A 19662-nucleotide genomic window follows, 5' to 3' on the forward strand; every position below is an offset into this window, starting at 1 on the left:
ATGTCAGATCATTTCAGCGGCCCGGCGGTCATGGACGACCCCGCCGTCGACATCACCGATTTCTACGCCTTTCCCAGCCCGGAACGTCCAGGCAATCTCGTCCTGATCATGAATGCGTTTCCCATGGCCACATCGCAGTCGTTTTTCAGCGATGTCGTGACCTATCGTTTCCGGCTGCGACCGCTGACCCAGTCGGGAGCCGGCTTCGTGCACGGTCCGGAAGACTATACGATCGACGTGCGTTTTAGTGATGTGCCAGACGGGACGTCGGCCCAGAAAGGTTCCATCGTCACATCGGATGGGCGCGAGACAGGATTCGTCACTGGCGAGCCTTCGGAACTCGAGGGCATGCGGATCTACGCGGGACTGGTCAGCGACCCGTTTTTCATGGATGTCGAGGCCACCATCCGCACGGACATTTCCGGCAAGCTCTCCTTCGGAGCCAAGGGCACGAACACCGTCGAGTTTCGCGACGTCTTGACGATCGTCGTCGAGGTGCCGTTCGCTCCAATCCTTGAAGGATTGGATGGCGTTACTTTGATTGGAGCCATTGCGGAAACGCTAGTCGCACGCAGCAAGCCCATCCGGCTCGAACGTGTCGGCCGGCCGGAAATCAAGAACGTGATGCTGTCGAACGCGACACGCGATCCCAAGGGTGTCGAGCTACGCGACCTTTACAACAAAGAGGACGCCTTCTCCCTCTCCAGGGAATATCGGCCGCTCTACGAGTCGCGTGTCGATGCGACGCTTGCGTTCTTCGACGGTCTCGACGGCGAGATGGCCTGGCAGTTGGCAGCGGATGGGCGGCATCCCATGCGCGATCTGCTCATGGACGACTACCTGGTCCTGGATCTCGCTCATCCCTTCGCGACGGGCAATTTTCTCGAAATCGAACGGGCGGCGCTCGAGAACCGTCCGCACGCGAGCGCAGGCGGTCGCTGGCTCGACGATGACATCCTGGACGAGATGCTCACGCTTCTCGTGAACGGCGGGCGGGGCGAACGGCTGGGTGATGGCGTCGACGGTCCAACCAATCCGGCCGCACCAATCTTTCCTTACGTGCGTCAAGCCAACGAGCGGACGGATCTTTCCATGCCCGCATTTGTGGAGAAATGAACATGAACATCATGAAAGACAATGGCAGCGCCACCGACTGGTTCCTGGAGTACCCAGTGATGCCGACGCTGAGGCCCAGCTATCCTCGCGGGCCTTGGCACTACAAAGACATGCACCAGCTCGTCGTCACCTACGAGAGCACTGCGGAGGCCATCCGGGCGGTCGTCCCAAGACCTCTCGTACCCGCCGAGGGCAACCGCGTCACCATAGAATGGCGGCGTATGACGGAAGTCACAGGTTTCGGACCCTACACGGAGGTCGGCCATTCCGTGGCGTGCACCTACGAGGGCGAACCGGTCATCTACGTCTTCCAAGCATATCTCGACAGCGAAGCGCCGACGCTGGCCGGCCGGGAGATCCTGGGCTTTCCAAAGCGACACGGCGAGCCTGAACTGACGGCCGTGCGAGACGTCCTGACTGGTGCCCTGTCCTATGGCGGGACCCAGGTCGCGCTTGCGACCATGCCGTACCGCATGGTCGATCTGTCGGATCGTCTGCCCGAGATCGAGAAGGAACTGCAGACCACCCAGCTCGTGCTGAAGCTGCTTCCCGACGTCGACGCTCGCACCCCGAAGGTCGCCCAGCTTGTCAAGGTCAATCTCTACGATGTCCGGTTGAAGGGCGCATGGGGCGGTCCCGCGGAGCTGTTCATGGTCCCGCATGTCGGCTGCCCGGTCGCGGCGCTTCCGGTCGTGCGCGTTCTCGAAGGGCGCCAGCACCTCTGGGACATGACGCTCAACGACGGTGAAGTCGTCTACGACTACCTTGAGGCCGGCGCCGCTAGAGCGCGCTGAAGGTGGCGCGGAGAGCGACTGCCCAGGCAGCGCTCGTCGTCCGCTTCCCTCAAATACTCCAATAGCAAAAGGAAACCAAATGATTGCCAATGTTGACCGCAACAGCCTTCGTCGTGGCGAACCACTCGGCGCCGATGCCGTGGCCCAGCTCTTTACCGAGGCGCGGACCCACAATGCCTTCCACGAGCTTCCCGTTCCTGACGCGCTTCTGCGTGACGCGCTCGACCTCGCCAAGATGGGGCCGACCTCGGCCAACCAGCAGCCTCTGCGCGTGCTTTTCCTGACCTCGACGGTAGCCAAGGAGCGGCTGCGTCCGGCGCTCATGTCCGGCAATCTCGAAAAGACCATGGGCGCACCGGTCGTCGCCATCACGGGCTATGATCTGGAGTTTTACGAACACCTGCCGTTTCTACTCCCGCACGCCGATGCGAAGAGCAGGTTCGCCGACAACCCGGACCTCGCTGCCCGCAGTGCCGCTCAAAACGGCACCCTTCAGGTCGCGTACTTCATTCTTGCGCTGCGCGCCGTGGGCTTGGATGCGGGGCCGATCACGGGCTTTGACCCAGCCAAGGTCGAGCGGGAGTTCTTTCCCGACGGCAACATCAAGGCAAACGTCATTATCAACATCGGCTACGGCAACGACGCCAAGCTGTTCCCTCGCAGCCCGCGGCTCTCGTTCCACGAGATGGCGACGATCCTCTGAAGCTTGCAACCCAAAGGGAGTCCGGACGTAGGATCCGATCCCTATGTGGAAACCATTCCACAGATCAAGGAGAAGTAAATATGGACATGTTGAAGGGCAAGGGCGCCGTCGTGACCGGCGCCGCATCCGGTATCGGCAAGGCCATCGCGACGGCATTTATCGAAGCGGGCGCGAGCGTGGTGCTTTGCGATCTCAATGCAAAGGCGCTCGATGAGGCGACCCGTGAGCTTGGCGACCGCGCCATCGGCCGGGTCGTCGACGTTTCGGACGAGGATCAGGTCGAAGGCGCGCTGCGGGCGGCGCACGATAGGTTCGGGTCGCTCGATGTCGTGGTCAATTGCGCCGGCTTTGGTGCGATCATTCCGCTTACCGAACTCTCCGCCGACAAGTGGAGAGCAGTTCATGCCGTGACGCTCGGCGGGGTCTTCTTCGGCGTCAAGCATGGGGCCCGGATCATGATCGAGCAGGGACGACCGGGTGTCATCATCAACATCTCCTCGGTGAACGCACGCCAACCCGGCGAGGGTCAGGCGGCCTACTGCGCCGCGAAGGCCGGGGTGGACATGATCACCCGGTGCGGCGCGCTGGAACTCGGTGGCCGAGGCATCCGCGTCGTTGGCATTGCGCCCGGTCTCGTGGAAACGCCATTGACTAGGAAGGAACTCGAGGATCCCGCCATGCGCGACCTGTTCCTGAGCGTCATCCCGATGAACCGCGCCGTGGAAGCGGAAGAAATCGCCGCGGCTGCCGTGTTCCTTGCATCCGCCAAAGCGAGATCGATCAATGGCGACACGATTGCGATCGACGGAGGCTCCCTGACGCGGGGCTATCCTGCGCTGCTGACCGGCCTCAAGGTTGCCTCCTGATGATGATCCAGCCCCATCGCTATACAAGCGGGCGGATTGCTCTCGCCAACCTGTCGACATCGATCGACAGGTTGGAGCGGGAGCGTGCTGCGGGTGGGAGTTCCGAAAGCTTGCTCACGCTCGCGAAGCTCCTCTTTCTCCGCGGTGACGTGCTCGGCAGAATCGAGGACCATGACCGGGGCGAGTCCATCGCCACTGAGGCGATCGACATGTCGTCCAACTGCGCAAGAGCGGTCTATGTGCGTGCGCAGATGGCGGGACGCTTCCACTGTTTCGCGAAAGCCAAAGCGCTTCTCGCTCAAGCGTTGGTGGCTGGATATTCGAGACAGGAAATTGAAGCAGCGCGCGCGGCTCTGCTTCAGGCGACGGGATACTATAACGAAGCGCTGGTCCTGCGTGAAAGACTCGCGAAGCGCAATCCTCGGATTGATACGCTTGCAAGCCTCGCGACGCTGCTGGCGGAAATGGATCAATGGGGCAGGGCGGAGACCTACTATGCTGCCGCGCTCGACGCCGACGATGGTGCGTCCCCTTTCCCCTGCGGACAACTGCTCTTCGAATGGGGAGTGAGTTCGATGCGCCGAGGCGATCTGGATCACGCGGAGGCGGTCTTCGCAGCGCTCGACGCGGTATTGCCTGCACACGTTCCGGGACGCGGGCATCGTGCCGAGGTGGCGTTCGCCCGCGGGAAACTGGACCTGGCAGAATCTCTCGTCGCCCCCCTGTTGGAAGCCTCCGATGATCCGGAGTACCGCGCGCTCTATGCGGAAATTCTCGCCGCGCGCGGCGACGGCAGGTCCGCGAGACACGCCGAACTTGCAGGCGAAGCATATGAGCGGCTGCTGGCGCGTCGGCCCGAAGCCTATGCGGACCATGCGGCGGCTTTCTTCATGGGGATCGGCAATCGGCCAAAGCGAGCGGTCGAGCTTGCCTTGGCCAATTTAAGAGTCCGCGACACGCCGAGGTCGCGCAAGCTGCTTTCCAAGGCGAGTGCTTCGGAACAAGCCACCACCCTGGCCCGCGAGTTCACCGTATGAACGCTCGCCTCACCGTCGCGACAAACCAGACATCGCGGGTCAAGATCGTTGTCATCGGCGCAGGTTTCGCCGGCCTGGCAGCCGTACGCGCCCTGCGCAACAGCAATGCCGATATCACGCTCGTCGACCGCAACAATCACCACCTGTTTCAACCTTTTCTCTTCCAGGTCGCCACCTCGATCCTGGAGCCGGCGGAAATCGCGACGCCGATCCGATCGCTTCTGCAGGAGATGCCCAACGTCCGGGTGGAAATGCGCGAGGCGACGCGCATCGACCTGTCCCGCCGGGTTGTCGTCATGAACGAAGGCGGCAATCTGGCCTATGACATCCTGGTGGTCGCGACGGGAGCGCAGACGAGTTATTTTGGTCGCGAGGCGGAATGGGCGCCACACGCGCTCGGACTGAAGTCGCTCGGCGACGCCATCACCGCCCGCAATCGACTTTTGAAGGCGTTCGAGCGAGCCGAGTTGGAGCCTGACCGTCGGAAACAGGCGCGCGATATGACGGTGGTCGTCGTCGGCGGTGGGCCGACAGGCGTGGCGATCACAGGCACGATTAGCGAGTTTATTCGAAGGACGCTCGCATCCGACTTTCGAAATATCGACCTCGGCAAGGCGCGCGTCGTTCTGGTCCAGTCGGGATCAAAATTGCTGCCGGCATTCAGCGAGCAACACTCGGCCTATGCGGCCCGCGCGCTGGAAGACCAAGGGGTCGAGGTGAAGCTGGGCGTTCCCGTAACTCACGTGGACGCGACGGGTGTTGTCGTCGGCGACGAGCATATCGCGGCCGCGACCGTGTTGTGGTGCACAGGCGTCCAGGGAGTGGCGCTAGCCCGCACGCTCGGCGCGCATGTCAAACCCGACGGAACGGTTGCGGTCCTGAATGATCTTTCAGTGCCGGGGCATCCCGAGTGCTTTGTAATCGGCGATGCGGCCCATGTTATCGGCCCCGACGGTCGCCCGATGCCGGGCCTGGCGTCGGTTGCGCAGGATCAGGGCCGATACGTCGGCAGGCTCATCGCCGCCCGGCTTGCAAACACCGCCCATTCCAAGCCTTACGAGTCCTTCACGCCGAGCAAGCTGGCGACCATCTCCCGCCACGTCGGCGTTGCGGAATTTCGCGGCCGTTCGATCATCGGCTTTCCAGCGTGGTTGTTGTGGGGACTGCTGCATCTTCGAATCCTGTCTGGCGGCGGTCATGCAAGGCTGTCGATCCTGGGGAACTGGGTGCGCCTTCTAACCACCTACCGCCGCAGCGGACGGCTGATCGTAGAGCCGTCCGAGCTGGGAGCCGGTCGGGGAGGGTACGCGCCTGCAATCAACGAAATCGCCGAAGACACTGCCATCTGGAGAAGATAGATGTCGAATCCATCCACACCGTCCGACAAGCTGCAGCGACACGACCCTGACCAAGGTGTCAGGCCTTCGAGGCCCCACCAGATCGTCGTCGTCGGCGGCGGAATCGCCGGACTTGAAATTGCCTCGAAACTGCCGGGAAGCATACGCAACGCCTCGATCGCCGTGACGCTGGTCGACAGGGAGCCTGCCTATGTATGGAAGCCGATGCTGCATACGATCGCCGCCGGAACCACCGACGTCTCCCAGCAGGAAACCTCCTACATCTCCCAAGCCCGCAACCGACGTTTCGTGTTCGAGACGGGAGAACTCAAGGGCATCGACCGGAAAGAGCGGAAGCTTCATCTGAAGCCCTTGGAAATCGAGGGTCGCTCCATCTTGCCGGAGCGCGCGATTTCCTATGATACGCTGATCCTCGCGACGGGCAGCGAGGCGAACGACTTCGGAACGCCAGGCGTGCGCGATCACTGCCTCACGATCGATAGCCGTTCCCAGGCGATGAAATTCAATCGCGAGGTGATGGCTCACATGCTCGAAGCGCTGGCCGCCAAGAGCAGCTTGCACATCGCGGTGGTCGGCGGCGGCGCCACAGGAGTCGAACTCGCAGCAGAGCTTGTCCAGCTCGCCGATACCTCTGCCTACTACGGCGCAGCAGGCCTGCTCGACCAGGTCAAGGTGACGCTGATCGAGAGCGGGCCGAATCTGTTGGGTGCGTTTCCCGATCGGGTGGCGATCGCCGCCCGCGAGCGTATCGAAAAACTCGGCGTCACCGTCCTGACAGGCGCGCGCGTCGTCGCTGCCGAAGCCGGTTGCCTTCGACTGGCGGACGGAACACAGATCAACGCCGGGCTGAAGGTATGGGCGGCCGGTGTGAAGGCTTCGGACGCCTGTGCCTCGTTCGACGGGCTCGAGGTGACGAGCAACAACCAGATCGTGGTGCGACCTACGCTGCAGACGACGCAGGATCCCCGGATCTTTGCCGTCGGGGACTGTTCCAGTCTTTCCGTGGGAGATCCCGGCAGGCCACTACCGCCGGCGGCACAGGTCGCGCATCAGCAGGCTTCGCATTTGATCCGCCATCTTCCTGGCTGGCTGGAAGGGAAAGAACTGCCCTCATTCTCCTACAGGGACTTCGGTTCGATCGTATCGCTAGGCGGCTATGGCGCCTATGGCTCGCTTGGACAATTCGGACTGTTCACGGGCGGCTTCCTACGTGGGCGCGTGGCACAACTCGGTCACGTTCTCCTCTACCGCAGCCATCAGTCGCGGCTGCACGGATTCTGGCGTGGCGGGCTGATATGGCTCGCGGACATGATCAACTCCCATGTCCGAGCGCGCATTCGATTGCCCGACCGATGATGGGCGCCGTGGCCGGACAACTGCTCCGTGCCACGTTGGTCGCGCTCCCTGACCGCTATGCGAATTGGATCGCCCGAGAGGCTACGACATGACCCCCTTCTTTCTGACGACCCTTCTGGCCTCCGGGCTCCTCGCAGGCTTTGTTCACGTGGTCTCCGGGCCCGATCACCTTGCAGCCATCGCGCCCTATGCCGTCGACGCCAAAGCTCGTGCATGGCGCACGGGATCCGATGGGGGGTCGGGCACAGCGCCGGCGTCATCGGCGTTGGGCTGCTCGCGCTTGTGTTGCGGGGCGCTCTGTCCATTGACGTCGTCTCCGCCTGGGGCGAACGTTTCGTGGGAGTCATGCTCTGCGGCATCGGCATCTGGGGACTACGGACAGCATTTGCCGACCAGGCTGAAACTCATTCCGACGGGTATTATCCGCACGGTCGCCGGCACAAGCATCCGGCCTTCGCTGTCGGTACGGTGCACGGACTGGCCGGCAGTTCTCACTTGCTAGGTATCGTGCCGGCGCTGGCATTGCCCACGAATACCGAAGCGGCGGCCTATCTCCTCGTCTTCGGTCTTGGCACGATCGCAGCGATGGCGACCTTTTCAACCTTCATCGGCTGGTTCGCAAGTCGGCCCGGCGCCCGACGTGCCAGAGTGCAAAGCGGCCTCATGTCCACGTTCTCGATGCTCGCGATCATCGTCGGAGGCGTGTGGTTTTGCCAAGGCATTTGAGCATCCCATTCCTTGGGCGCCGAACGCTCAAGCGCGTGGAAAACGTCTGCTGGCGGGAACCTTCGTTGGGCCTGCCTGCCATCAATGAATCTTCAATCAAAGAGGAAATGAACATGAAAGTTTGCAATGGCTCGAACCGAATCCTATTGAAAGGCCTGCGCTGTTCGGTCGCGGCGGACCCAACTGTCGATGGCGCAAGCGGGGGAGGTTTGAATGCGATACTTCGAAATGCCGTCCAAGCCGTCGCGCTCGTCGTGTGCGTAGGATTCGCCGCGCTGCCGACAGCCCGCGCAGATGAGTCGGAACCTCCGTTCAAGCCGGCGATCAGCGACGAGGCCGAGACCGCCGTTTCACAGATGGGAAAGACGCTACTCGCAAGGGACCTGTCGATCACTGCGAGAACGATCCGCGTTTATTTGGATCAGTCCGGACAACCGCTTCACATTTTTCACACAATGAAAATCGCCGTGCGCCGGCCTGACCGGATCGTCGTCGAATTTACCGGCGATGACGGAAAGCACAATCTGTTCTACGACGGCAAGGCGGCCTCGCTCTTTTATCCCGACAGTAAAAAATACGTGACGACCCCCGCGTCGGGCGACATACCGTCCGCGCTTGAGGTGGTCGCAGACAAGCTCGACTTCGATTTTCCGCTGGGCGCACTTTTTGGAGCTTCTCCGGATAAAAATCCTGTTGGGCGATGCCATGGCCGCCTGGCAGGTTGGGACGGCCGAGGTCGACGGCATCGAGTGCAGGCATCTGTTTTTCTCTCAGAAGTCCGGTATCGATCTGGAACTGTGGGTCGAGAAGAACACCGCGGCGACGCCACATCGCCTGATCGTCACCTATCCGTTGCTGCAGGGCCAACCCCGGTTCATCGCAGAATTCACGAGCTGGAAGACCCAGCCTCCTTTGTCTGACTCCGAGTTCACCTTTGACCCTCCCGCCGGGGTGAAAGAGGTCGACTCGACACCCGCCGTCGCGTCGGGAAAGGAAGGCGGCAAGCGATGAATCGTCTGAAGTGCACCAGCCTTGCTTTTGTCGCTTTAACGGCCATTACGTCGGACGTGGCCTTCGGTCAGTTTGCGCCACCGCCCGGCGGTCCGCCGAGTCTGCCAATGGGCGGGCCACCGCGTTTCCCGTCAGGAGGGATGCCGCACCTGCCATCGGGAGGGCCTGGCGGGTCGCCGCGTCCGCAGGTGGGTCGGACACCGCGTCCGCCGATGGCGAGCCACGGTCGGCCGCCGATAAGCGCGCAGAACCGTCCTACAGTGAAGCCAAGAAGTCGTATGCCAGGTGTCGGCGGCGCAAAGGGGCGACTGGCGGAGGGCCCCGGCCGCGAAGGGAGCAATGTGTCCGGAAATATCCGCAACACGCTGAACTCGGGCGGCAACGTCGTCGGGAACCGCGCCTTCATGAACTCCGGGGGCAATATCGTCGCGAAGGACTCAGGCAACCTCACCGTCAACAACTCAGGCGATCTCAAGGTCTCGGGCAACGGCAACGGATACTTTGGCCGTGGATACTATGGTGGTGGAGACCGCGGCGTCGGCGACTACGGTTACGGAGAGTATAGCGGCGGAGACTACGGGCGCGGATACTATCGCCGCGGAGCCTACGTTCTGGGCGGGTATGCGGCAGGCCTCGTTACCGGTGCGGCAGCCGCCTCGAGCACGGGCGGAACGACGTATTCTTCCTATGGAGATCAGTCGGGATCCGCTACGGGTTCCTCCGGCGCGGCGTATTCGAATTCGTCCCACGGCAGCGCAGGCTCCGCTAACGCGGCGTCGTCGGGTTCGTCCGGGGGTTCTTCGAGTTCGTCTCACGCCAGGTCTTCGGGCCCTTCTGGCGAGGTATCTCCGACCTCTTCCGATCAAATCCGCTCGGCTCCGTCCGATGGCGGCGGAGGCGGGGGGACGAACCAGGGCGGCGGCAACAGCAGCTCCTCCTCTTTGAGTCCTTTGATCGTAGGCCTGTTTGAGAGTTTACCGCCGGAGGGAACGGCATGGACCTCGGAGGATGCCGTCGGTTGGCTTCAGGCTGCGGCTGCCAATTTGCGGATAGTCTATAGGATCCAGGGAAATATCTCGGTCACGGGCGACATCCAACCATCTGATTACAATCGCGCGCCTCGCGGGAACTAGAACCAACCTAGCACGGGGAAGGTTACAGGCCGGACGGTCGCACGTCTCGTCCGGCCGTTGCCCGCATTGAAAACTGTATTCCCTGGCAGCAACGACGGTGTCGATATGCTCAAACTCACCGCCGAGGAGGTCGATAACTTGGTCGATCCGCTAAACGGCAACCAAGCGAGCCTTTGGGGCTTTGCCGGATCGTTTTAGAAGGAACACGGCTGCCGCGTAGATACGGCGAAGCTGGCGCCGGAACGCGGCATCTCCGTCGGAGCACCGATCTGGAATGGAGTTGGTTTGCAAGGCGGGAACATCGTTGTGATGTTCCAATCGAACCCTCGAATCCTTGGCGACGCCGAACGCCGGCGAAATTGTTCGTCGTCTCCGCAAAGGAAACTTTGCGACGCCTTCCATCTCGTTCTTTGTTCTTGGGCTGAGGTCGATATGCTGGACCTCAATTCTCTCGGCCGAGTATATTGAGGGCGTCTTGCAATCTAAGGGCAGCCAGCGCCTTCGTTGCCTCATCGGCGGGCCATCCGGCCTCCATCGCCGCCGACAGCAGGGTGGCCTCGGTGTGAAGCTCCAGTCTCTCATAGAGGGGCTCAAGCGCCTCTCGGGCGGTGACAACATGCTCGTCTGGAGGCGTGATAGGAGTCGGAGATACCGTCGGCATTCTGCGTCCCTTCCTAACGGTTTTGGAACCTGATTAGCCGTGGTTCCAACGTGTGCTGAATGGCTGCCGACGCCGGTGCGAACATGATCAATTTGGGGAGCCAGCACTCATGAGCAAAAGGTAAAGCAAAGTTCGTAGGTCCGCCATGATACTTGTGTATGCGCAAATTATACGGAGGCAGCACACGGGCGGGCTGCCACGGAGTTATGGCCGGCTCAGCCACTCGTTTCGAAGCGTCCCTACGTCTCGCGGCGGCGCGCTCAAGGCGTCCAAGGAAACGCGGCAACGCAGTTCGGGACGAGGGTTTCCATCTGGTCGATGTCATCGGCCGTGGGAACAGGAGGGCCGAAGGCGCCTCATCGCGCGGGAGCGGATGGCGGTCTGATTTCTGCCAGTGGGCCTCGATGAAGGACTACTAAACCCCCGTATAAGCCGTCTCCTCCTCTTCGCTACCCGATCCTTCCTCAAGATCAATAGCAGGTCGAGCCGCGTCCTGTTACGGTCAGGATACTTTCTCCCGCGCGGCAATGTCATCTAGCTCACGAAGGCGCTCATCACGCCGATGCCTGCATCAAGAACAGACTTGAGGCGGTTCACCAGCGATGCGTGGCCGGCGAGCCGATGGGTCGGACTGTTTGCCTATTCGTTGCTCCGCGTTCCTCCAAGGATTGAGACCATGACACACGAACTCCATCGCATCCAAATCGAGCTGGTCCCATTGACGCTGTTTCCCAGCGCATATGGGGAAGCTGGGCCTTGCGCTCCGGGCTCTCCGCTCCACACGCCGCCAGATATTTCATCATGGCCGACTACGGACTTGGAGGCTCATTTGATGATGTTCTCCGTCATGCCACGCGAAACGATCAAGTCTCCCTGGGGACAAGCTTTGCAAGCCTGGCGATCTGCCTTCACCCTATACGTTGCTGGGACCCGGTTCGGTCTCTTGTGCCACTCCGTCGAGCTTCTCCGTCTTTTAGACGATTTCGGGGATCTCCGCCCTCTAGTGATTTCCGCGACCATGCATTGAGCCGAAGTCGCGTCCTGGGTCCGGAATTGAGGGCCATCGAGCTTGGTGCTCAGCACTTTTAGCCGATGTAGACAGGTTGACGCTCTCCACCGCTTCGCCCAGTTTTCGCAAGCGCGATTGCGCACCGTGATCGATGCGTTTGTTACTTCCGCCACTGCCGCCTGTCGGCCCGAGCGTGACGGTGGAACCAGTTCGGGGCACCCCGTTGTCTCGCGATGGAAGAGAGGACCTTCCGAAGGCCTTCACGCTTCGCGGAGACCTGCCTGGCTCGAGAGCTTCAGCCAGTTCTTGGTCATACGCAGTCTCTCAACATTGCGGTTTGGTCGGCAGGCTTTGCGCCAGTGGTTTCGTCTGGTTCGAGAGGCAGGGTGAACAGAAACATTGCCCCACCAGATCCACTAGCGGTGGCCCACATCCGGCCCCCGTGAGCCTCGATGATCGAGCGGCAAATCGCCAGGCCCATACCCATGCCGCTGGATTTGGTTGTGTAGAAAGCCTCGAAAAGACGATCCGCTGTCTGCGGGTCAAGACCTGGACCCTTGTCGCGCACCCCGACGACAACGGTTCCTGAGGCCTCTGCCTCGGTGCTGATCAAAAGTTCGCGCTCTTCCTCATTGATGCCGCTCATCGCCTCGATTGCGTTCATGATCAGGTTTAGGATCACCTGTTGTAGCTGGACGCGATCCCCTTCGACCAAGGGCAGGCCCGTCGCGAATTCTGTCTGCAGCGCGACGCCTTGTCGGAGGACTTCACTGCCGGTCAGGGCGATCACGTGACGAATGGCTTCATTGAGGTCGAACCGCTCCTTGCGGGGCGGCTCCTTCTTGATCAAGGCACGGATCCGGCCGATGACATCGCTGGCGCGCTTGGCGTTCTCGACGATCCGGTCCAGCGCCTGCGTCACCTCCTCCAGATTGGGCGGATGGGTGCCGAGCCAGCGCAACGCCGCCTGAGCGTTGGTGAGCGATGCGGCGAGCGGCTGGTTGACTTCATGGGCGATGGAGGCTGTGAGCTGGCCCATTGTGGCGACGCGATTTGCATGGGCCAGTTGCCCCTGCGCCTGGCGCAGGGCTTCCTCGCTCTTCCGTAATCCCTCTTCGGCCTGTCGCCGCTCCGTCAGATCGAGGACGAAAGAGACACCTTCGTTGCTGCTTTCTTCTAGCAATGCACCGCCGATCAGCACGGGCAGACGGGTGCCATCTTTCCGAAAGTACTCCTTCTCGAACGGTTGGACCGCCCCCATCATCTTCAGCTCCGCGACGGTCCGTGCGTCGCGGTCGCGCCATTCGTCCGGCGTCAGGTCCGTCCAGGATAGCCGACCCGAGGCAAGCTCCTCTCTGTCGTATCCCACCATGCGGAGGAACGCGTCATTGGCTTCAAGAATACGACCTTCGATATCCCAGATGACGATGCCGATGATGTTGGCCTTGACGAGGCGACTGATCTTGGCTTCGCGTTCGGCGAGATCGCGGTACAACCGGGTATTCTCCAGTGAGATTGCTGCCTGCGAGGCGAGCAGCTTCAGCACCGCGATCCGGGCTGGCGCGAAGACTCGAGGGGCGAGGGTGTTTTCAAGGTAGAGTACCCCGGTCAGTTGGCCCTGATTGAGCAACGGCGCACAGACAATTGAACGAGCATGGTGCTGACAAACATATGGGTCCGCAGCAAATGGATTCTGAACCGCTGCGTCGTCGAGGACCACGGTTTCGTTCGTGCGCAACACGTAACGAAGGAGTGATTGTGGCAGCGTGAACTCCGTGACGATCTCGTCGAGCATCTGCACTGCGACCTTTTCACCGCAAGTCGTGGCGGCCGCCGCGATCCGTGACTCGCCGCCACGCGGCAGGATCAAAAGGCCGCGCTCGGCGCCCGCCTGCTCAACGGCGGTGCGCAAGACCGTGTCGATCAGCTTTTGAAGGACAATCTCGCCCGACACGGCCTGCGAGATTTTGATTACGGTCGCCAGATCGAGTTGCTCGACCGGCGCGCCCATGGTGCTTGTTGGAGCGGGCGGGCGTTCTTCCCCTCTGAGGTCAGGATAGAGCTGGTCGAGTTGCCTCACCTTGCCGTCGGCACCCCAGCGTAGATAGCAGCCTCGCGCGTTGCGGAGATAGAGACGAGCGAAGTCGTCGAAGCCTCCCTGCGCATAAAACCGGGCGGCGAGTTCATATGCGAGGGCTTCCTGATGAAGGAAACCGTTGGCGCGCGCTGAGCGGATCGCTTGTTCGTATAGGCGCACGGCGTCGATTTCGCGGCCTTCGAGACGTGCTATCTCCGCGCCGACAAGTGCGGCGCGGTTCTCGAAGTTCTCCGGGCAATTCTCCGCGTAGATCTGAAGCTGTCGGTGGTGGAAAACCAGGGCCTCCTTATGCCGCGCCCGCTGGTCCTCCCCCTCATAGCCGCAGCACGCGGCGCGAGCCAGGGCGCCGTAGAAATGATGCTCCGGCGTTTCTTCGAAATGCGCCACCGATGTCCAGGGCAGCCGCTGGGCCCTCAACGACGCATCGACGGCCGCCTCATAGTCGCCCGCGAAGTATCGGGCCTGGAGTTTTCTGACGAAGTAGCAGGTTTCCGCAAGATTCGGATTTTCGAGAAACCGGCGTTCGATCTCAAGTTCGTCAAATCCGTCGTCGTCAAAGGACCCAAATTTCCGGGTCAACCCGCGCAATGTCCGGACGAGCCATAGCTGCGCGCTGGCGAGATCTACGACGAACTGGAACCGCACCTTCTGCGCAAATGCGAGCCCAGTCTCCGCCTGGCGTTGCACTTCCAAAAGTGGATCTCCCGCCGCCAGCATGTTCGAATTCAAACTGACATAGCTGTATCCTGCAAAGGTGAGGTCGCCGCTCTGGTTGGCAATTTCAAGCGCTCGCCGCAAGATGTCCCGACCGGTCCGGACATGTCTTCTCCACGGCAGGACGTGAGCCCCGAAATCTTTGTAAGTCCTCGCCTGAAAACGCTTCAGGTCGTGTGTTTCAACCATCTGGCAGCCTAGCTGACCGAAGCGGAACCCGGCCTCGTAGTCCCCGAACCGCGGCCCGGCAATATAGCCGAGCGATACATAATGGTAGCATGAGCCGTCGCTGTTGCCTCGCTCCAGGCTCAGGTTCACGGCCAGGCATATTGCCATGCATGCCAAATTCGCATCCGTATGCCATACCGCCCCGACGAGCCGCGTGAGAATATCCAATGTCGCGGAGGACGCCGGGTCGCTCATCAGTGGGAGTTCGATGAGCGTGTCGATCGCGCGACTCCCAAGCTGCGACCAGATCCGGTCGTATTCTCGATGCACCTCCGCGTCGTCCGGATGCGGCGACCAGTCGACGCCGAGATACTGCCTCAGGTAGTCGAGACCGACGTCTGCGGAGCGGCTGGTCTGCCCGAGCGCAGCATAGAGATCGATGCGCAGGCAGGCGACAGCAGCCTGGTCGTCGGAACAGACAGCACGACTGGAAAGCTGGGCTAACCGGCCCTCCGCATCCGGCAGCGCGCCAAGGAGGAACTCGCATTCGGCCCGGTTCAGCTCAAGCGCGAACGCCAGTTGGTGCTGTCGCTCCCAGCGGTCTCCCGAAAGCATCATGGTGCCAGCAACGAAATAGTTCAGAGCGGAAGCGTATGCCGTCGAGGCCTTGGCGCGCTTGCCGGCCAGCAGATTGAACTCTGCCAGTTGCTCGCGCTCCTCAGCCGAGGTGATCAGTGCGGCTCCGCGATTGAGCTGGCTGACAATCTCGAAGACATGATCGTCAATCCGCTCCCGCGTAGTGTTCGCCGCAAGCAGCCTCCCTATGCGAAGGTGCAACTCGCCGCGTCGGTCCTCCTGAATTAGCGAATAGGCGGCTTCTTGAACGCGATCGTGGACGAAGCGGTACGCGCCTGGCAGACGCTCGAGCAGTTCGTGATCGACGGCAGGCCATAAGGCCCCGGCGACCTGCTTCTCCGGAATCCCGAGCACGAGTGAAAGCACCCTGGTATCTGCGATGTTTCCAAGACAGGCGAACTGCTGCAACGCCTCCCGCGTATCGGGCGGCTGGCGCGCAAGCTTGCCGACCATGAGGTGCGCGACGTTGTCGGTGTATCCCTTGGCGTGAATGCGCTCGAGATTCCAGGACCAGCATGCCGCGTCATGGTCGAACGCGAGCATTCCCTCGTCGGCGAGCGAAAATAGGAACTGACGGACGAAGAACGGATTGCCGCCGGTCTTGTCGTGCATCATTCGTGCGAGCGGGGCTGCTCGATCGAGCTGACATTGGAACGCATCCGCAACCAACTGCTGGAGACAGTCCTTCGTGAGCGGCGCAAGCGTGATCTCCGCGACCTTGCCGCCCGCGGTCTTGATCACGTCAAGCGTCCGCATCAGCGGATGGGCGGCCGGGACTTCATTGTCGCGATAGGCGCCGATCAGCACGAGCTGCTGCAGATCCGACCGGGTCAGCAGATCTTCAAGCAGATCGAGCGTCGCAGCATCGAGCCATTGGAGATCGTCGAGGAACAGCGCCAGTGGATGTTCGGGCCGGGCAAAGACACTGATGAACCGCCGGAATACCAGTTGGAACCGTCGTTGCGCGTCCAGTGGTGGAAGTTCCGGGACCGGCGGCTGGTCGCCGATGAGGAGCTTCAATTCGGGGACGAGATCGACCATCAGCTTTGCGTTCGGTCCCAGCGTCGCGCTCAGCGCCGCGCGCCACGGTGCCAAGTCCGCCTCGCTCTTCGCCAGGAGTCCCTTGAGCAGGCCCTGAAAGGCCTGTGCCAAGGTCGCATAGGGGATGTCCTGTTTGTACTGGTCGAATTTGCCGGACGCAAACAGCCCGCGCGGGGGCACCAGTACCTTGTGGAGTTCGTTGACCACCGCCGACTTTCCGATGCCGGAATAGCCTGAGACCAAAACCAACTCCGGGGCCCCGCCCAACACCACGCGGTCGAAGGCTGCGAGCAAGGTCTCGACCTCGTGCTCCCGCCCATATAGCTTTTCGGGGATCAGCAGCCGGTCTGCGATATCGCGCTCGCCGAGCGGGAATGCCTCAATCCGTGATTCCCTTTCCCATTGACGGAGGCAGCGTCTCAGATCGTGCTCGACGCCGCCCGCCGTCTGGTATCGTTCCTCGGCCGTCTTGGCCAGCAGCTTCATGACGATGGCCGAGACTGTCTGCGATACATCCGCCGCCCGCTGACTGGGCGGCATCGGCTGTCGTGCAATGTGGCAATGCACCCATTCCATCGGGTCGGAAGCGGCAAAGGGCAGGCTGCCGGTCAGCATTTCGTAAAGTGTCACGCCGAGCGCATAAAGGTCGCTGCGGGAGTCGATCGAGCGGTTCATGCGCCCGGTCTGCTCAGGGGCCATGTAGGCAAGCGTTCCCGCGACCACTTCGGGGGTCGAGCGCCTGCCGCTCGCGGGAGAGACGTGAGGCGATGCCGAAGCCGGTCAGCCGCACCTCGGCGCCCTTGTCCTTCACCAGGATGTTGGCGGGTTTGATGTCCTTGTGGACCAGGCCGCGCTGGTGGACGCTGCCGAGCGCAGCGGCGATGCCGATCGCAAGGCGCAAGAAAAGTCCCGTTTCCATTGCCGTTCCGAGCCGACGGGCGAGCGGCTCGCTGCCCGGATCTTCAAGCACCAGCATAGTCCGGCTTCCGTCGCGCACCAACTCAAGCGGTCGCACCGCCCACGCGCTATCGAGCTCATCCTTCAATCCGTATTCATGGTCGAGGCGACCGAGGCTTGAAGGTGTCGGGTACTCAAGGGCCGAAAGCACGACCAGTACCGGGTTCCACTTGCCGTCGGCACCTCGGCGCCGTTGCCGGTGGAACACGCGATCACCGTCCTCCCAAAGAACCTCCAAACCCTCATCTCCACCAAGACCGAAAGAGGATGTGCTTACCTATCGACTAGGTCATCATCGCCACTTCGTTTCCGAGATCCGCCAATCAATTTGGCCAAAGCGAGCACATATTTCAGACCGTGACGACGGCTCTTCCTTCTTACCACATCTGGCCTGTTCCTCACAGCAACCGAGCGGCCATCACCCGCCCGTCGAATGATCTCCTGACGACGACCGCCCAGCGGCGGCTGGGCGGTCGAGGGGTCTCGGACCCGCAGAGCTTCGGTGGGAGGGGTGCCGAAGCTTGTTGGTAGCAAGGAGGAATTCGCTACCTGCCTGTCTCGAGGCAACGAGGATAGAGTAGCGGTGGAAGCAGCGGCGGGAAATTATACGGTGGTTTCTTCTTGCCATACTTTCGAATACAGGGACCGACACCCCAGCGACGAACTTCTGCTCAGCCAGCGTCCCGTTGATGGATCGACATACAAACGTCTCGAGGAGGAGAAGGAAAGGAGCTAGCTTCTGAGAGAAGGGTCTCGGGGCGATTGGCTCTGGCGCGGGAGCGGTTCGCAATGAGAAGGGGATTAGTCAAGACCTTATGAGCCGGTTTGCGCCTTTCCGGGCGCGAGCATCAGCTTGTCGGCCATACGCGCGAGTTCGGGCAAGGATCTGGTCCCCATCTTCTGCATAACTTGGCTGCGGTGAACCTTCACGGTGATCTCGCTCACACCTAGCGCGCTGGCAATCTGCTTGTTGAGCCGTCCTGTCACCACCAAAGCCATCACCTCGCGCTCCCGTGGGGTCAGGCTAGCGAAACGAGCCCGCACCGTCGCCATCGCCTTTTCGTTTTCAAGCCATTCGCGGTCGCGCGCCAAGCCGATGTGAACGGCGTCGAGCAAGTCCTGGTCTCGGAACGGTTTCGTCAGGAACTCGACGGCGCCCCCTTTCATCGCCTTGACAGACATTGGAATGTCGCCGTGCCCGGTGATGAAGACAATCGGCAACTGAATATTTTCTCGCGACAGCTCGAGCTGAAGATCAAGACCGCTTTGTCCCGGAAGCCGGACATCGAGCACGAGACAGGTCGGTCCATCGGGTCGCCCGGACCTGAGGAAGTCGCCCACCGAAGCGAGGAGATTGACGGCAAAGCCGACGGAACGCAGCAGACTGCCAAGCGCTTCCCGGACTTCGGGGTCATCATCGATGACAATGATGGTCGCTTGCGCCTCGGTCAACGTCAGAACCCCTAATGTAAATCCACGTTGGGATAGTACACTATCTACCCCTACAGTGGCAGCCCGCGAGACCGGCTGGCTGCGCCAGCCAAGCGATGAGAACACTAATGCCGAAAGGGGGTTTCCTTTCGCACGCCACGATGCGCGATAATTACCCCGGCCACAAGGCTGGATGCGGGCCGGCCGCCAAGGGCGTTTGCTGTCCATGAGCCTGCCAGCCGGCGAACGGCGCGTATAGATCCCCGGTTCGTCGCAGCAAGTTTAGATAGTGTATACGATCGTATAACTTGCAATGCCTTTGTCGCCGCCCGATAATTAAGTCGATCCAGCAATCGCGCCAATAACGCCGATTTGGCGCGACGCCAATCGACGAAGTCGGGAGGCGACAGTGCCAACCAAGAAACCTCTGATTGCGATCGTCGACGACGACGAGCCGATGCGGGCGGCTATCAAGGGGCTCATGAGGTCGATGGGTTTTGACGCCGAGACCTTTTCGTCCGCGGATGATTTCTTAAAATCCCCTCACATTCGCCGCACGGGATGCCTCGTAACGGACATCAACATGCCCGGAATGAGTGGGCTTGATCTGCACCGCAGGCTGGTAGCGTCGGGCGAGAGCATTCCGACTGTTTTCATCACCGCTTTTCCGGAAAAGAACGTGCGCCCGACTGCATTGGGCGGGGACATTGTCGGCTTCCTTACAAAACCATTTGGCGAACAGGTTTTGCTTGATTGCATCCTTTCTGCGCTGAGTCTCGGCGGCCAGGGCAAAAGCGGATCATAGGGTGGTACGACCTCCGGAGGCCTCGCCCCGTTCTGAGATGGG

The 19662-nt window shown here is 61.4% G+C and carries 13 protein-coding genes and 2 pseudogenes; 12 read left to right on the top strand and 3 right to left on the bottom strand.

The genetic code is table 11. From position 1 onward, the window contains the following. From LPU83_RS68015 to LPU83_RS74895, 11 genes and pseudogenes are all read left to right on the top strand, one after another. A complete protein-coding gene (locus LPU83_RS68015) occupies positions 1–1116 on the top strand; it encodes a DUF4331 family protein (protein WP_024317871.1) in 1116 nt (371 codons plus the stop codon). Between the two features lie 2 nt (positions 1117–1118). Then, on the top strand, positions 1119–1910 hold the full coding sequence (locus tag LPU83_RS68020; protein WP_051166737.1) for an acetoacetate decarboxylase: 792 nt from the start codon (positions 1119–1121) through the stop codon (positions 1908–1910). Between the two features lie 79 nt (positions 1911–1989). Further along, complete coding sequence (locus LPU83_RS68025; protein ID WP_024317873.1) at positions 1990–2613, top strand: malonic semialdehyde reductase; 624 nt, start codon at positions 1990–1992, stop codon at positions 2611–2613. An 80-nt stretch (positions 2614–2693) separates the two neighbouring features. Then, positions 2694–3479, top strand: coding sequence for an SDR family NAD(P)-dependent oxidoreductase (locus tag LPU83_RS68030; protein WP_024317874.1), 786 nt, complete (start codon positions 2694–2696; stop codon positions 3477–3479). After that, positions 3479–4516, top strand: a complete 1038-nt coding sequence (locus LPU83_RS68035; RefSeq protein ID WP_024317875.1) for a tetratricopeptide repeat protein — start codon at positions 3479–3481, stop codon at positions 4514–4516. Before LPU83_RS68030 ends, LPU83_RS68035 begins: the two co-directional genes overlap by 1 nt. Further along, complete coding sequence (locus LPU83_RS68040; RefSeq protein WP_024317876.1) at positions 4513–5874, top strand: NAD(P)/FAD-dependent oxidoreductase; 1362 nt, start codon at positions 4513–4515, stop codon at positions 5872–5874. The genes LPU83_RS68035 and LPU83_RS68040 overlap by 4 nt, the downstream gene beginning before the upstream one ends. Further along, complete coding sequence (locus tag LPU83_RS68045) at positions 5875–7230, top strand: NAD(P)/FAD-dependent oxidoreductase (RefSeq protein WP_024317877.1); 1356 nt, start codon at positions 5875–5877, stop codon at positions 7228–7230. Positions 7231–7443: 213 nt separating this feature from the next. Further along, on the top strand, positions 7444–7956 hold the full coding sequence (locus LPU83_RS68050) for an urease accessory protein UreH domain-containing protein (RefSeq protein WP_024317878.1): 513 nt from the start codon (positions 7444–7446) through the stop codon (positions 7954–7956). Between the two features lie 356 nt (positions 7957–8312). Then, positions 8313–8582, top strand: a pseudogene (locus LPU83_RS75240) (DUF2092 domain-containing protein); the annotation flags it as partial. Between the two features lie 79 nt (positions 8583–8661). After that, complete coding sequence (locus LPU83_RS75245) at positions 8662–8967, top strand: DUF2092 domain-containing protein (RefSeq protein WP_280178244.1); 306 nt, start codon at positions 8662–8664, stop codon at positions 8965–8967. Between the two features lie 278 nt (positions 8968–9245). Then, entirely contained in the window at positions 9246–10100 is an 855-nt protein-coding gene (locus LPU83_RS74895) for a hypothetical protein (RefSeq protein WP_244656173.1), read from the top strand. A 442-nt stretch (positions 10101–10542) separates the two neighbouring features. Here LPU83_RS74895 and LPU83_RS68065 read toward each other — a convergent pair whose 3' ends face one another. The 3 genes and pseudogenes from LPU83_RS68065 to LPU83_RS68075 form a co-directional block, all read right to left on the bottom strand. Next, a complete protein-coding gene (locus tag LPU83_RS68065) occupies positions 10543–10761 on the bottom strand; it encodes a hypothetical protein (protein WP_024317881.1) in 219 nt (72 codons plus the stop codon). Between the two features lie 1319 nt (positions 10762–12080). After that, positions 12081–17622: pseudogene (locus tag LPU83_RS68070) on the bottom strand (trifunctional serine/threonine-protein kinase/ATP-binding protein/sensor histidine kinase). Between the two features lie 575 nt (positions 17623–18197). Beyond that, the gene (locus LPU83_RS68075) at positions 18198–18836 is read right to left on the bottom strand and encodes a response regulator transcription factor (protein ID WP_024317883.1); all 639 of its coding nucleotides are present in this window, start codon (positions 18834–18836) and stop codon (positions 18198–18200) included. 388 nt (positions 18837–19224) lie between these two features. Between LPU83_RS68075 and LPU83_RS68080 the strand changes: the two genes are divergently transcribed. Continuing rightward, the gene (locus LPU83_RS68080) at positions 19225–19620 is read left to right on the top strand and encodes a response regulator transcription factor (protein ID WP_024317884.1); all 396 of its coding nucleotides are present in this window, start codon (positions 19225–19227) and stop codon (positions 19618–19620) included. Positions 19621–19662: the final 42 nt, after the last annotated feature.

Source organism: Rhizobium favelukesii, assembly GCF_000577275.2.
GTDB classification, from domain to species: Bacteria; Pseudomonadota; Alphaproteobacteria; order Rhizobiales; family Rhizobiaceae; genus Rhizobium; species Rhizobium favelukesii.

What these genes read in the sequence shown, in the direction of transcription:
- LPU83_RS68065 (WP_024317881.1), bottom strand. Translation starts at nt 10,761, where the DNA reads ATGCCGACGGTATCTCCGACTCCTATCACGCCTCCAGACGAGCATGTT.
- LPU83_RS68020 (WP_051166737.1), top strand. Translation starts at nt 1,119, where the DNA reads ATGAACATCATGAAAGACAATGGCAGCGCCACCGACTGGTTCCTGGAG.
- LPU83_RS68050 (WP_024317878.1), top strand. Translation starts at nt 7,444, where the DNA reads ATGGCGCACGGGATCCGATGGGGGGTCGGGCACAGCGCCGGCGTCATC.
- LPU83_RS75245 (WP_280178244.1), top strand. Translation starts at nt 8,662, where the DNA reads ATGGCCGCCTGGCAGGTTGGGACGGCCGAGGTCGACGGCATCGAGTGC.
- LPU83_RS68040 (WP_024317876.1), top strand. Translation starts at nt 4,513, where the DNA reads ATGAACGCTCGCCTCACCGTCGCGACAAACCAGACATCGCGGGTCAAG.
- LPU83_RS68015 (WP_024317871.1), top strand. Translation starts at nt 1, where the DNA reads ATGTCAGATCATTTCAGCGGCCCGGCGGTCATGGACGACCCCGCCGTC.
- LPU83_RS68045 (WP_024317877.1), top strand. Translation starts at nt 5,875, where the DNA reads ATGTCGAATCCATCCACACCGTCCGACAAGCTGCAGCGACACGACCCT.
- LPU83_RS74895 (WP_244656173.1), top strand. Translation starts at nt 9,246, where the DNA reads ATGCCAGGTGTCGGCGGCGCAAAGGGGCGACTGGCGGAGGGCCCCGGC.
- LPU83_RS68030 (WP_024317874.1), top strand. Translation starts at nt 2,694, where the DNA reads ATGGACATGTTGAAGGGCAAGGGCGCCGTCGTGACCGGCGCCGCATCC.
- LPU83_RS68035 (WP_024317875.1), top strand. Translation starts at nt 3,479, where the DNA reads ATGATGATCCAGCCCCATCGCTATACAAGCGGGCGGATTGCTCTCGCC.
- LPU83_RS68025 (WP_024317873.1), top strand. Translation starts at nt 1,990, where the DNA reads ATGATTGCCAATGTTGACCGCAACAGCCTTCGTCGTGGCGAACCACTC.